Consider the following 12,893-nt stretch of genomic DNA (forward strand, 5'->3'; position numbering starts at 1 on the left):
CGTCTAGTAGGTGTAGGGCAGGAGGCCGTCCAGCCGGCATCCGTCGGTGGTCTTGCCGTTGTTGCAGTGGTTGAGCTGCAGGCTGTCCAGCACGTAGGCGAAGGTCTGGCCGGACGGGCTCACCACGGAGAGCCGCGCGGTGGCCGCGCCGCTCGGAGCGACCGCCGAGACGCTGTACTCCTGCCAGTTGGAGTTGAGGGCGTAGGTCGAGCTGTCGCTGTTGGAGATCAGCGCGTTGGAGGAGTTGTACCAGGACAGCCGGAGTTTGACGTTGCCGGAGGTGGCGGTCGTCACCCGGGCGAAGAACTTGTACCGCTGTCCCGCCGTCACCGCCGGCTTGCGGGTGAGCGACAGGACCCCCTCAGACCACGACTGGACGTTCATGGTCAGGGACCGGCGGCCGTCGAAGTACCTGGCCGACACCTGGGCGTCCGACCCCGGTGGGGTGACCTGCATCCAGCCGCCACCGGAGAGGGTGAAGCTCGCCGGGTAGCCGGACGGCGCCACGGACTCGATCCCACGTTCCTCGGCGGTGAGCAGGTCGTTGCTGTAGCCCACGTCGCAGCAGACGGGCGAGGTGAACCACGGGGTGGTGGCCACGTTCACCGCGAGGCCGTAGTTGGGGAACCTCGCGGTGAGCTCGCTGGGGTCGTAGTAGCTGTTGAACTCCTGGTCCAGATTCCAGTTGTCCCACTGGCTGGACATGACGTCGGAGACGTCGACGGTGTCGGGCACCTCAGTGGCCTTGGCGTGATCCGCGTCGGACAGGTGGACCAGTTCGTGCAGTATGGTGCCGCTGTCCCATTCGTCCGAGGTGGCCACGCAGACCTGGCCGCAGTGCCCCTGCGCCGTACCCTCGCTGAAGTCTTCGAAGACCACGTACCGGCGGTTGGCGTTGTCGTAGCCCGCCGCCGCCAGGTCGTCGGCGACGACGTCGGCGGCGATCTCACTGCCGATCGTCCCGCCCTCGATCTTCTCCGGGATCACCAGGGCATGGGCGTAGCCGGAGTAGGTGCTGGTGTCGTAACCGGTCCGGCAGCTGAAGTTGATGTGCTGGTCGTAGTTGGTCGACTCGTCCACCGACCAGTCCATCCGGTCGACGATCTTGGCGATCTGCTCGACGACGTCGTTGTAGCGGTTCCCGTACCCCTCGTGCCAGGCGTAGATCACCTGAACCGCTGGGATGCTCGCACTGGCGTTGGTGGGGTCGGACAGTGTCGTGGCGCAGCCTCGCTTCGGGACGTTCGCGTCCACCGGCTGGGCGTAGGGGTAGGCGGGCTCGGTGCCGGTGGTGGCGAAGTCGGCGTGCGCCGGCCCCGCCATCAGAACCACGAGACCCGCCGCGACCACCGCAGACGCCAAGCGACTAAGCCGTGATAACGACAAAGAAGTTCCCTTTCCTGGATGACCGCACGGCGACCCCGGCCACGAGCCGTGGAAGTTATCCGGGAATCGCCCGCCGCGCTTACTGACGCGACTTTCGGTGACTTGTCGATGAGGAGGCCCGGCCCCGGCGGCATGGCCGCTCGGCGGGAACGGGACGTGCCCGACACTAGGGTCGGACGGGGTGTTCAGGTTCGCCCTCGGCGCCTGAACAACTAACAACGAACATCGGCTCTGGTGCTCGCGTATTCACGGAAGGTGAGTTTCGAGGTCTCGCCGCCGCGGTGAAGAATGCCCGGGGGCGATATCGGGGTGGGAAAGGGTGGCGATGCCACGTCAGGAACGCCCGCTGGGCGCCGAGGACACGCCGTTGCTCCGGTTCGCCGGCGACCTGCGGCGATTACGGCAGCAGGCCGGGCAGCCGCCGTATCGCGAGCTGGGCAGGCGGGCCCGCTATTCGGCGGCCGCGCTGTCGGAGGCCGTGGCCGGGCGGAGGCTGCCCAGCCTCGCGGTGACGCTGGCCTTCGTCGCGGCCTGCGACGGCGACGTCGACGCGTGGCGGGACCGGTGGCGGGACCTGGCGGCGTCCGACGCCAAGGTGGACGAGCAGGCGCCGTCGCCGTACGTCGGGCTGGCGGCCTACCAAGTCGAGGACGCCGACCGGTTCTTCGGCCGGGAGGCGCTGACCGAGGCCCTGGTGCGCCTGGTCGACGAGCGGCCGTTCGTCGGCGTCTTCGGCGCGTCCGGCGCCGGCAAGTCGTCGCTGCTGCGCGCCGGGCTGGTCGCCAAGTCCAAGCGCACCGCCCTGGTCCTCACCCCCGGACACGACCCCGTGACGGAGGTGGCGACGGTCGTGGCCGGGCTCGTTGACGAGCCGCTAGCCCCCCTGCGCGAGCAACTCGCCGCCGACCCGCACGCCCTGCGCCGCCGGCTGTCCGAGGTGCCGGGCGAGCTGCTCCTCATCGTCGACCAGTTCGAGGAGGTGTTCACTCTCTGCGCCGACGACGACCGGCCGTGGTTGGTGCGGGCGCTGACGGCCGCGGCCTCTCCGCGCAGCAGGGTGGTGCTGGGCGTGCGCGCCGACTTCTACGGCCACTGCAGCCGCCACCCCGAGCTGGTCGCCGCCCTCTATCGCGCTCAGCTGCTGGTCGGCCCGATGTCGGCCGACGACCTGCGCCGCGCCGTCACCGAGCCGGCGGCGCGAGCGGGTGCCTCCGTGGAGGGCGCCCTGCTCGCCCGGCTGATGTCCGATGTCACCGGGCAGCCGTCGGCGTTGCCGCTGGTGTCGCACGCGCTCGCCGAGACGTGGCGGCGTCGCCGCGGGATGACACTGACCCTGGCCGGGTACGAGGACGTCGGTGGCGTGGAGCACGCCCTGGCACGCACCGCCGAGCAGACCTTCCAGCAGCTCGCGGGCGAGGAACGGGACGCCGCCCGGCTGATGTTCCTGCGCCTGGTCACTCCCGGCGACGGCACCGAGGACACCAAACGGAGGATCCGGCGTGACGAGCTGGCGGAACCGCGCGGCCCGCTCGAGCGGTTCGCCGCGGCTCGGCTGGTCAGCCTCGACGACCACGGCGCCGAACTGGTCCACGAGGCGTTGCTGCGCGCGTGGCCGCGGCTGGCCGCCTGGATCGCCGAGGACCGGGACATTCTCCGGTCGCACCACCGGGTCATCGAGGCGGCAGCGGCCTGGCAGGGGCATGGACGCGACCCCGACCTGCTGTGGCGCGGGGAGCACCTGGCCCTGATCCACCGCCTGCGCGACCGGCTCAACCCGATCGAACACGACTTCCTCGACGCCGGTCTGACGGCGCAGGGGCTCCGCGCGACCGAGCTCCGCCGGCGGCGACGCCGGCTGAGGATGCTCATCGCGGCCCTTTCCGCGCTGGTCGTCCTGCTGGCGGGAGCCGTCGGCCTGGGCGTTACGGCGAAACGCGAAGCCGACCGCCAGAGGAACGACGCCATAGGCCTGCGCGCCGCGGATGCCGCCCGTACCCTCCTGCTCACCAGGCCACGCGATGCGGCGGCGCTCGCCCTGGCCGCCTACCGGATCAGCCCGACGCCCGAGACCCGTGCAGCGCTGATCCTCGCCGATGCCGCAACGGGGGCGAGCATCCTCGGTGAGGGTTACATCGACTCGCCGGGCCGGATCGCCGTCACCACACGGGCCGACGGGTCCGCGGCGCCCCCCGGCTATCGGCTCTGGCGTCGGGACAGCACCGGCTGGCGGCCCGCGGGTGTGCTGCCTGGCGGCTCCTTCTACTACGCCACCAGCGCCGACGGGAGCCACGTGATCACCTGGAACGGGACGGCCTCCACGTCTGTCCTGTGGGACGTCTCGGACCCGGACCATCCCCGGGAGATCGCCATTCCCGCCGGCCTCCCGGTGGTGAGAGGCATCACCCGGGACGGCAGCCTGGTGATGGCCGTGGGAACGGACCGTAGGGCCTTGGTGTGGCAGGTCGCCGGCGGAGCGGTCCGCCGGCTCTCGGCCGGCGACGTGGAGGACGCGTCGGTGGCCCCAGACGCTTCGGCGGTGGTGCTGACCCGACGCGTCAGCGGGGCATACGCCGCCGAGCTGTGGAGCCTCGACGGTGTGCGGATCGCGACCCTGATGCGCACTCCGGACGTGGTGTACCCGATCGCCGGTCCCGCCGGCACGGTGGCCGTGCTCGGCAAAACGTCGGGGAACCTGACCCTGCTGAAGGCCACCGGCCCGAGCTCCCCGCGTACGGTGGTCGAAGCCGGCGGCGTGAAGTTTCCCGCCAGGGTCGCCTTCGACCCACAGGGCCGGATGGCCGCCGTGGTGGACGACGCCTCGATCCGTATGTGGAATCTCGCCTCGGGAGCGGAAGTCATGTCCCTCCGCCTCGAAGGCCTGGACCTCACCAACCCCCGGTTCCTTCCCGAGACCGGCGAACTGCTCCTCACCAGCATCCAGAAAGGCGCGCTGTGGCGGCTGGACCCCGACGTGCCCCGCGTGATCGACGACATCTGCGCCGGCCCGGTGGAACTGGACTGGGATCGCTACCTGCCGGACACGCCGCGGTTCCCGCTGTGCCCGACCACCCCGAGCCCCACCGCCCGGCGACATTGGGCCGTCGGGCGCCCCGCACATCGAGCCATGCACCCAGATAGACAGGCAATCTACGACTCAGGACAATGGGTCGCCCTGGCGGGCTGGGGGAGGATCACCGTCACACCGGCGGACGTCCCGGGCCGGGTCAGCACCTCCGGGGCGTCCTCCAGGCCGATCGTCCGGGTCACGAGCAGGTCGGGCCGGAGCACGCCCTCCGCGATCAGCTCCAGCATCGGGGGATAGGCGTGGGCGGCCATGCCGTGGCTGCCCACGATCTCCAGCTCGTGCGCGATCACCCGGCCCATCGGCAGCGCGGTCTCCCCGGGCAGCAGGCCCACCTGCACGTGGCGGCCCCTCCGGCGCAGGCCCGCGATCGACGCGGCGCACGTCGCGGCGTCGCCCAGGGCGTCGACGGAGACCTCGGCCCCGCCGCCGGTCGCCGCCTTGACCAGGGCCGCCGACTCCTCCGGAGTGGAGCCGCCGCGGAGCTGGACGCACTCGGCCGCGCCGAACCGCCGGGCCAGGTCGAGCGCGGCCGGCGAGACGTCCACGGCGACGACGCGCGCCCCCACGGCGGCGCCGATCATCACGGCGGAGAGCCCGACCCCGCCGCAGCCGTGCACGGCGAGCCACTGGTCGGCCCGCACCCCGCCCTGCTCCACGACCGCCCGGAACGCGGTGGCGAAGCGGCAGCCCAGGCTCGCCGCGGTGGCGAAGGACATGCCCGCGGGCAACGGGACGAGGTTCACGTCGGCGTGGTCGATCGCCACCAGTTCGGCGAACGACCCCCAGTGGGTGAAACCGGGCTGGGTCTGGCGCTCGCACACCTGCTGGTTCCCGCTCAGGCACTCGCGGCAGCTCCCGCAGGCGCAGATGAACGGCACCATCACCCGGTCGCCCGGCCGCCAGCCGGTCACCTCCGGGCCCGCCGCCTCCACCACGCCTGCCAGCTCGTGGCCCGGCACGTGCGGCAGCACGGTGATGTCCGCGTCGTGTCCCATCCACCCGTGCCAGTCGCTGCGGCACATCCCGGTCGCCTCGACCCTGATCACCACGCCGTGCGGCGGCGCGACCGGGTCCGCCACCCGGCGCACCTCGGGCCGCCCGCCGAACTCCTCGTACACAACCGCGCGCAATCCCCGCTCCTTCCGTCGGCCGCAAACGTACTGCCACGTTCCAAGATCCCTACCGGCGCGTCCCCCCGGAGCGGGCGCCGGCCGTACGCTGAAGCCGTGATTGCGATCGACCGGGTCAAGATGGCCTTCACCGACCGGCACGGCGGCGTGAGCACCGGGCCGTACGGCACGCGCAACCTCGGCGGGGCGGTGGGGGACGACCCGGCGGCGGTCGCCGAGAACCGCGCGAAGACCGCCGCCGGGTTCGGGCTGGACCAGGTGGTGTTCATGCGCCAGGTCCACGGGACGGACGTCGCCTACGCGGGCGCGCCGTTCGGGGCGGACCCGCCCGCCCTGGACGGGATCTTCACCGACCGGCCCGGGCTCGGGCTGGCGGTGCTGGTCGCCGACTGCGCGCCCGTGCTCCTGGCCGACCCGGTGGCCGGCCTGGTGGGCGGCGCGCACTCGGGACGGCCGGGCACCGAGGCGGGGGTGGTGCCCGCCCTGGTCGAGGCGATGGCGGCCGGCGGGGCCGAGCCGGCGCGGATGATCGCGGTGATCGGGCCCTCGGCCTGCGGGCTGTGCTACGAGGTGCCGGAGGACCTGCGCGAGCGGGTGGCCGCCCGGGTGCCCGAGACCTGGTCGCGGACCCGGCGGGGGACGCCCGCGCTCGACATCCGGGCCGGGATCGCGGCCCAGCTCACCCGCGCGGGGGTGGCCGACGTGCGGCACGACGCCCGATGCACGATCGAGACGGCCGATCTCTACTCCTACCGCCGGGAGCGGGTCACCGGCCGCTTCGCCGGATACGTCTGGCTCACCGGCTCCTGACGGCCGTCCGGGCCGGTCGGTCCTGGGCCTGGTCGGTCCTGGGCCTGGTCGGTCCTGGGCCCGGTCGGTTCTGAGCCCGGTCAATCCCGTGCCCAGTTAGTCCCATGCCCGGTCAGTTCCGGGCCCGCGGGTCCAGGCCGCCGTACGCCTTGCGGAGCAGCGCGTGCAGGGCCGCGCGCTCCTCCTCGTCCAGCGCGGCCAGCAGGTCGTCGCGCACGGCCCCGGCGTCGCGCAGGGCCGCCTCCAGCGTGGCCCGGCCCGCGCGGCTGACCGCGACCCGGTAGCGCCGCCGGTCCTCCGGGTCGCGGTCACGCTCCACGAGGCCGAGCGGGACGAGCGTGTCCATGACCGCGACGAGGTCGCTGGGGTCGATGCCCAGCCGGGCGCCGAGTTCGCGCTGCGACGCGGGGCCGAAGTCGCGGAGCGCCGCCAGCACGGCCAGGTCCCACAGGCCGATGCCGTGCCCGCGCAGCCGGTCGCCCATGCGGCGGCGCCCGGCGACGCCCACCTTCGACAGCAGGAACGCGGTGATCCCGAGCAGGGAGGGGGGAAGTTGCGGCACCTCGCTCACGAGAGCAGGATAGAGCACCTCCAATAGTTGGTACTCACCAAGGGATTCGCCGTGGACGCTCTCTACCCCCGTGTGCTCGCCTCCCGGTTCGCCGAGTGCTTCCGCTTCTACGACGGACTGCTCACCGCGGTGGCGGGCGCGAGCCTCGTCAAGGGCGACGAGGCGGGGCCGTACGCCAACTGGGACCGGGACGGGGAGGCGGTGCTGGCCCTGCTCGACCGGGAGATGCTGGCGCGGGTCACCGGCATCGCGCTCGGGTCCGCTTCCGACGGCGAGAGCGACGGCGAGAGCGGCGGCGGGCGCGACGGGACGATGCTGGTCCTCACGGTGGACGACGTCGACAGGGCCGCCGCCGTCGCGGCCGCCGCCGGAGGCCGGGTCGTGGCGCCGCCGGTCGCCAGGCCCGAGTGGGGGCCGACCTGCCGCACCGCCCACCTCCGCGACCCCGACGGCAACCTGCTGGAGATCCAGTCCTACTGAGCGCTTCAGGGGCGCGCTCCCGGGGGCGCTTGCGGGCCACTTGCGGTGGCTTGCGGCCGCTTGCGGCAAGCGGGTGTCAAGAGACGTGCAGGCGGGCCCGCCTATCACTGAGTTGCACCCTCCCGGCGGCGACGGCCGGACCGGGAGATCCGAACAGCACCCGCACCCGGATATCTCAGGAGATCGTCATGAAGCGCACCCTGCTCGGTCTGGCCGCCGCCACGATCGCCGGTCTGGCCGTCACCGCCCCCGTCACGCTCATGGCCGGCCCGGCCGCCGCGACCGGCGACTTCGGCCCGGACACCTGCCTCCAGGGCTACGTCTGGCGCGAGGCCCGCACCGGCGACGTCGTCTGCGTCACGTCGGCGACCCGGACGCAGACCCGGGCCGACAACGCCGCGAAGGCCTCCCGCTGGACCTCCGGCGCGTTCGGCCCGCACACCTGCACGACCGGCTACGTCTGGCGCGGGGCCTTCAGCGGCGACGACGTCTGTGTCACCCCGGCCGTCCGGTCGCAGGCCGCCGCCGACAACAGCAGGGCCGCCGACCGCAAGGTGTCGGCGCGGCTCTGGATCAGCCGCTACACCGTGCCGCCGGTGGACAACGGCGACGGCACCTCCACCAGCACCTCCGTCGACGACATCCCGCGCCTGAAGATCAACGGCGACCACTACAACCTCGGCCAGGTGCGCCTCTACATCCGGTACAACACCGGCAGGCTCTACTGGAGCGGCACGGTGAACGCGAGCGCCCACAGCGGCTACGCCGGCGGCAGCTTCGGCAAGAAGACCGGTGTGTTCGACTGCGCCGCGGCCGGCCGGCCGGCCAACGCGTACGCCCAGGCGCAGGACGTGATCTCCGGGCGCTGGTCGCCCCGGGTCGCCGTCAGGGTGGGCTGCGCCGTTCTGTGACGGTACGCCCGCCGCGGCGGATGATGTTCCGAGCGCCGTGATCGGGGTAGTCGGTGGGCCTGCGGGGACCGCCGGAGGCCGGCCCGCGACCCGGCCCCCGGTGGTCCCCACCCCCTGACGACGTGAGGACTCACATGGGAACCGCGACCCCGGTACCGGAGACCCGGAGCATGAGCGGCGAGGAGTTGTCGGCCGACGACGCCTACGTCACGATACGGCGGTATGGCGGCTGGCACCTGATCCGTGACTCGTTCGTGCGGTTCAGGTACGGCGACGGCACGAGCAGCGCCCGCGCGCTGGCGTTCCAGGTCTGCCTTGCGATCATCCCCGGCGCCATCGCGATCGTGGGGCTGAGCTCGGTGGTCCACCAGGAACAGCTTGGACGATTGCTTGAGCTCACCCTGCGGAGGCTGACCCCCGGCGCCGGCTCGCAGGTGATCCGGGAGACGCTCGACCAGAGCCACCACGCCTCGGGCGTCGGGGGGAAGCTCGCCCTGTGGTTCGGTCTGCTGACCGCGTTGGTGGCGTTGACCACGGCCATGGGCCAGTTCGAGCGCGGGGCGAACCGCATCTACGGCATGGAGCGCGACCGGCCCTTCAAGGCCAAGTACGGCCGGGCGCTGCTGATGGCGGTCACGGCCGGTGTCTTCATGAGCGTCGGGTTCGTCATCCTGGTCGGCGGCGGGGCCGTCGGCGACGCGGCGGCCCAGGTGTACCACTGGAGCGACACGACGCAGCGCCTGTGGGGCTGGCTGCGCTGGCCGATCGGCTTCCTGCTGGCCGTCCTGTCGATCTCGGTTCTCTTCGGCTCCTCGCCCCGGCGCAAGCAGCCCGGCCACACCTGGCTGGCGGTCGGCGCGACCGTCGCGGTGCTGCTGTGGACCCTCTTCGCCTGGCTGCTGGCCCTCTACACCGCGAGCAGCGGCACCTTCGGCGCGACGTACGGCCCGCTCACCGCGGTCATGGCACTGCTGCTCTGGTCGTTCCTGAGCTCGATGGCCCTCTTCCTCGGCCTCGCCTTCAGCGCACAGCTGGAGGCCTGCCGGGCGGGCTGCGGCGAGCCGGCCGCACCCGACCCCGGCACCGCCGCCCCGGTCCAGGCGCGTGAGCGGCAGCCGGTGGGGAGCGGCCGATGAACTGGTTGCGCAGGCGGTTCGACCCCCAGAGCAGGCTGGGCCTGCGGCTCACGGTGGCCGTCGCGGCACTGACGCTGATCGGCGTGCCGTTCACGGTGCTGCTCGTCTTCGTGAAGACCTCCTTCGGCCCGCTCACCCGCATCGACGAGGGCGCGGCGCACAACCTGCACGCGTACGCGTACACGAACCCGGCTTTCGCCCAGTTCATGCGGCTGGTCAGCGACGTCTTCCAGCCGTGGACCTGGCGGATCGCCGTGGGCGCCGCGGTCGCGTGGCTGGTCTGGCGCCGCGCCTACCACCTGGCCCTGTGGGCGGGCACCACGATCACGGTCGGCGGGCTGCTCGGCCTCGCGCTGAAGATCGTGGTCGCGCGGGCCAGGCCGCATCTGCCCGACCCCGTCGCCATCGCCCCCGGCGCGTCGTTCCCCTCGGGGCACACGGTCAACGCCACGCTCGGGGCCGGGATCCTGCTGCTGCTCGTCCTGCCGCTCGTACGGGAACGCGGTCGCGGGATCGCGTGGACGCTCGCGGTGCTGATCCCGCTGCTGGTCGGTTTCAGCCGGATCGCGCTCGGCGTCCACTGGTTCAGCGACGTCGTGGCCGGGCTGGTGGTCGGTGTGGCCGTGGTCGCGGCGACCTGCGCCGCTTTCGAGACCTGGCGAAGAGAGGTCGGACGCCGCCCCGCCCAGCCGCTGCGGGAAGGCGTCGGGCCGGAGACGAAGAGGGAAGTAGCCCCCCAAGGAGGACGAGTTGGTCACCGTTCGTGAACGCCGCCCCGCCGCTCATACGCCGTCGTCCTCGACGGTGGCCGAGGTGGCGCGGCGCATCCTGCTTCCGCTCGCGCTCATGGCCCTGGTCACCTTAGGGCTGGGCCTGCTGCTCACCCGGGTCCTGGAGCACTCGTCGCTCATCGCCCAGGACGAGGCAATCAGCCGTGAGATCGCCCAGGAGCGCACGCCGTTCTGGAACACGGTCACCCATTACGGCTCGATGCTGTCCGACACCCCGGTGATCATCGTGATCACGGGGATCATGGTCGTCCTCTTCCGGCTCGCCTACGGGCGCTGGCGGGAGGCGGCCTTCCTGGTGGCGGCCGTCTGCGCGCAGTCGGCGATCTTCCTGCTCGCCACCGTGTTCGCGCAGCGGGCCCGCCCGCACGTGCAGCACCTCGATCCCGCGCCGCCGACGTCCAGCTATCCGTCCGGCCACACCAGCGCGGCGGTGGCGTTCTACTGCGGGGTCGCCCTCGTGCTGACCCTGCACACGCACCGGCACACGATCCTCAAGGCGCTGTGGTGGCTGCTCGGCGCGGGGGCCGCCCTGACGGTCGGCCTGTCCCGGCTCTATCGGGGCATGCACCACCTGACCGACGTGAGCTGGGGCTGGGTGCTCGGGATCTTCTGCGTGTTCGTGCTCGCCCAGGCCCTCCTGATCCGGCCGGTCATGGCGTCGCGGCGGTCGTCGTCGAAGCGGACCGCGAACGACCCCGCCCCGGCCTGAGCGCAGGGCCGGTCGGCGGGGCCGGTCAGCGGGGCCGGTCGGCAGGACGGGCCGGTCAGGCGGACGGCCCTGCCGGTCAGGCGGACAGGCCGGTGAGGCGGCAGGCGTCCGCCCATCGACCCGGGTCGACCGCCGGCACGGTGACCGGCCCGGCCGGCTCGGCGCCGCCGCGCAGCAGTGCCCAGCAGTCCTCGACCGCGCCGGCCAGCAGGTCGCGCAGCAGCGTGTCGGGGTCGGGCACGCACGCCTGCGCGATGCCCCGGACCGCGAGCTGCACCGTGTTCGGCGCGGCGTACCTGCGGAAGCCCTTGGGCGAGACGCGGACCCCGCGCCCGAAGTCGCGGGCCCAGCGGGCGGCCTCCGGCACCTGCGCCAGGGCCTCCCTGCTGCGCGGGTCCAGGTCGCGGGGCGACCGGCCCTCCACCTCGGCGAGCACGTGCTCGGCCGAGAAGATCGAGACGGCCATCGCGAGCTGGCGCTCGTGCGCGACGACGGGCAGCGCGGCCGTGGCGGCGCACAGGGCGATCCGCGCGTCGAGGCGCGGATCGTCGCCCGTCAGGCCGATGACGGACGGGATCAGCCCGGCCAGCCGCGGCCGGGCGGCGTCCGAGGTGTGGTCGTTGACGAGGCGGGCGAGCCCGGCGAGCAGCGGATGCGTGCACGACGGGTGGTCGCTCCACCGTTCACCGGCGAGGTAGGACGCGAACTCCATGAAGCAGGCGCCCTTGCTGGGATTGCGATGCTTGCCACGAGACAGCAGGGGCATCGCTTCGGGCATGTCACCGTGCACGGCTACTCCACCGAAATCGCCTGTCGTGTCTCTTTCAGTGTGCGCCCGGCGCCGTGCATTGAGAAGAACCCGGCCCGGACTGTCTGGATAGGATCAGAGTCCGGGTGGGTCGGGTCGGAACCAGAGGTGGAGACGGGATTTGAACCCGTGTAGACGGCTTTGCAGGCCGTTGCCTCGCCTCTCGGCCACTCCACCAGAGTGAGGCCCGGATGTGCGGCCCCTCGGAGCGGAAGACGGGATTCGAACCCGCGACCCTCACCTTGGCAAGGTGATGCTCTACCACTGAGCCACTTCCGCGTCCGCCTTGCGGCGACGTCGCTACTGTACCGGGTTTTCCGCGCGTGTGCGTACTCAGAACGGCCGTGCCGCCGGTCTGCGGAACGCGCGGTCGGCTCCGCGCTCGATCGCGGGGAGGGTCAGGAAGATCTCCAGGATCCGGGTGAACCGGTGCACCTCGTTGCGGTGGAAGGCCGGTCCCTCGGCCCTGGCGAGCATCAGCGTGAGCGCCAGCGGAGGCAGCGGCGCGACGACCACGTGCAGGCCGGACGGCAGCGTCGAGGCCGCCGGCCGCGACGGCGTCTCCTCGGGGAAGGGCACCTCCTCCGGCGCCCGCCAGCTCGAGTAGACGGTGACGCGCGGGTCCCCCTCCGTCGCCGCGGCGGCCCAGTCGGCGCTGAACAGGACCGGCATGGAGTCGATCAGCGTGGCCAGCGCGCGGTCGCCCGCGGTGCTGAGGAACTTGAGGATCTCCAGCTCCGGGTAGGTGCCGGGGGCCTCCCGCGTGCTCCAGACCCCCTCGATCCGGACCCCCTCGACGTCGTCGAGGGCGCGTACGAGGTCGTCCCGGGGCGCGGCGTCCGGCCAGTAGACGGTGAAGTCGTCGAGAGCGCGCCCGTCGCCCCGATCGAGAACGGTCACCTGGGTGATGTCGGCGCCCGCGGTTCCGAGGGCCCCGGTCACCTGGCCGAGCGAGCCCGGCCGGTCCGGCAGGGCGATTCTCAGGCGCAGCAGCATGACGACCTCCCCACGATTGGTCCAGGTCAGATTAACCGGGACAAAAGCCCCCCGTCCACGATCTTGTACGGCCCACGGCC

At 72.5% G+C, this 12,893-nt stretch carries 11 protein-coding genes, 2 tRNA genes and 1 pseudogene; 7 read left to right on the forward strand and 7 right to left on the reverse strand.

Annotated elements, in window-relative coordinates:
- Positions 1–3: 3 nt before the first annotated feature.
- Positions 4–1,323, reverse strand: coding sequence for a hypothetical protein (locus tag HHX40_RS09485; protein ID WP_182880218.1), 1,320 nt, complete (start codon positions 1,321–1,323; stop codon positions 4–6).
- Between the two features lie 388 nt (positions 1,324–1,711).
- Between HHX40_RS09485 and HHX40_RS38145 the strand changes: the two are divergent.
- Positions 1,712–3,091 (forward strand): annotated as a pseudogene (locus HHX40_RS38145) (hypothetical protein); the annotation flags it as partial.
- A gap of 1,442 nt (positions 3,092–4,533) precedes the next feature.
- On the opposite strand, the gene HHX40_RS09490 reads toward HHX40_RS38145, so the two are convergent.
- Positions 4,534–5,601: a zinc-dependent alcohol dehydrogenase family protein gene (locus HHX40_RS09490; RefSeq protein ID WP_182880219.1), complete on the reverse strand. Its 1,068-nt coding sequence runs from the start codon at positions 5,599–5,601 to the stop codon at positions 4,534–4,536.
- A gap of 120 nt (positions 5,602–5,721) precedes the next feature.
- Here HHX40_RS09490 and pgeF point away from each other — a divergent pair, with 120 nt between their 5' ends.
- On the forward strand, positions 5,722–6,411 hold the full coding sequence (gene pgeF, locus HHX40_RS09495) for a peptidoglycan editing factor PgeF (protein ID WP_182880396.1): 690 nt from the start codon (positions 5,722–5,724) through the stop codon (positions 6,409–6,411).
- Between the two features lie 112 nt (positions 6,412–6,523).
- Here the strand turns inward: pgeF and HHX40_RS09500 are convergent, their stop codons facing one another.
- On the reverse strand, positions 6,524–6,982 hold the full coding sequence (locus HHX40_RS09500) for a MarR family winged helix-turn-helix transcriptional regulator (RefSeq protein WP_220498885.1): 459 nt from the start codon (positions 6,980–6,982) through the stop codon (positions 6,524–6,526).
- A gap of 51 nt (positions 6,983–7,033) precedes the next feature.
- On the opposite strand from HHX40_RS09500, the gene HHX40_RS09505 reads away from it, so the two are divergent.
- The 5 genes from HHX40_RS09505 to HHX40_RS09525 all read left to right on the forward strand — a co-directional run bounded on the left by HHX40_RS09505 (position 7,034) and on the right by HHX40_RS09525 (position 11,009).
- Positions 7,034–7,462 (forward strand): VOC family protein, encoded by a 429-nt coding sequence (locus tag HHX40_RS09505; protein ID WP_182880220.1) that lies wholly within the window; start codon positions 7,034–7,036, stop codon positions 7,460–7,462.
- A gap of 188 nt (positions 7,463–7,650) precedes the next feature.
- Positions 7,651–8,373, forward strand: a complete 723-nt coding sequence (locus tag HHX40_RS09510) for a hypothetical protein (protein WP_182880221.1) — start codon at positions 7,651–7,653, stop codon at positions 8,371–8,373.
- A gap of 134 nt (positions 8,374–8,507) precedes the next feature.
- Positions 8,508–9,509, forward strand: coding sequence for a YihY/virulence factor BrkB family protein (locus HHX40_RS09515; protein WP_182880222.1), 1,002 nt, complete (start codon positions 8,508–8,510; stop codon positions 9,507–9,509).
- A complete protein-coding gene (locus HHX40_RS09520; protein WP_182880223.1) occupies positions 9,506–10,276 on the forward strand; it encodes a phosphatase PAP2 family protein in 771 nt (256 codons plus the stop codon). The genes HHX40_RS09515 and HHX40_RS09520 overlap by 4 nt, the downstream gene beginning before the upstream one ends.
- The gene (locus tag HHX40_RS09525; protein WP_182876286.1) at positions 10,260–11,009 is read left to right on the forward strand and encodes a phosphatase PAP2 family protein; all 750 of its coding nucleotides are present in this window, start codon (positions 10,260–10,262) and stop codon (positions 11,007–11,009) included. The genes HHX40_RS09520 and HHX40_RS09525 overlap by 17 nt, the downstream gene beginning before the upstream one ends.
- Positions 11,010–11,085: 76 nt before the next feature.
- On the opposite strand, the gene HHX40_RS09530 is transcribed toward HHX40_RS09525, so the two are convergent.
- The 4 genes from HHX40_RS09530 to HHX40_RS09545 all read right to left on the reverse strand — a co-directional run bounded on the left by HHX40_RS09530 (position 11,086) and on the right by HHX40_RS09545 (position 12,813).
- The gene (locus HHX40_RS09530) at positions 11,086–11,787 is read right to left on the reverse strand and encodes a hypothetical protein (protein WP_182876287.1); all 702 of its coding nucleotides are present in this window, start codon (positions 11,785–11,787) and stop codon (positions 11,086–11,088) included.
- 136 nt (positions 11,788–11,923) lie between these two features.
- Positions 11,924–11,994 (reverse strand) — tRNA-Cys (locus HHX40_RS09535).
- Between the two features lie 30 nt (positions 11,995–12,024).
- A tRNA-Gly gene (locus tag HHX40_RS09540) sits at positions 12,025–12,096 on the reverse strand.
- A 54-nt stretch (positions 12,097–12,150) separates the two neighbouring features.
- Positions 12,151–12,813, reverse strand: coding sequence for an ACT domain-containing protein (locus HHX40_RS09545; protein ID WP_111700252.1), 663 nt, complete (start codon positions 12,811–12,813; stop codon positions 12,151–12,153).
- Between the last annotated feature and the right edge of the window lie 80 nt (positions 12,814–12,893).

Source organism: Microbispora sp. H10949 (assembly GCF_014161435.1).
Lineage (GTDB): Bacteria > Actinomycetota > Actinomycetes > Streptosporangiales > Streptosporangiaceae > Microbispora > Microbispora triticiradicis.

Coding starts and splice junctions, on each gene's coding strand:
- HHX40_RS09485 (WP_182880218.1), bottom strand. CDS start 1,323: ATGGCGGGGCCGGCGCACGCCGACTTCGCCACCACCGGCACCGAGCCC.
- HHX40_RS09545 (WP_111700252.1), bottom strand. CDS start 12,813: ATGCTGCTGCGCCTGAGAATCGCCCTGCCGGACCGGCCGGGCTCGCTC.
- pgeF (WP_182880396.1), top strand. CDS start 5,722: ATGGCCTTCACCGACCGGCACGGCGGCGTGAGCACCGGGCCGTACGGC.
- HHX40_RS09510 (WP_182880221.1), top strand. CDS start 7,651: ATGAAGCGCACCCTGCTCGGTCTGGCCGCCGCCACGATCGCCGGTCTG.
- HHX40_RS09530 (WP_182876287.1), bottom strand. CDS start 11,787: ATGCCCGAAGCGATGCCCCTGCTGTCTCGTGGCAAGCATCGCAATCCC.
- HHX40_RS09520 (WP_182880223.1), top strand. CDS start 9,506: ATGAACTGGTTGCGCAGGCGGTTCGACCCCCAGAGCAGGCTGGGCCTG.
- HHX40_RS09515 (WP_182880222.1), top strand. CDS start 8,508: ATGGGAACCGCGACCCCGGTACCGGAGACCCGGAGCATGAGCGGCGAG.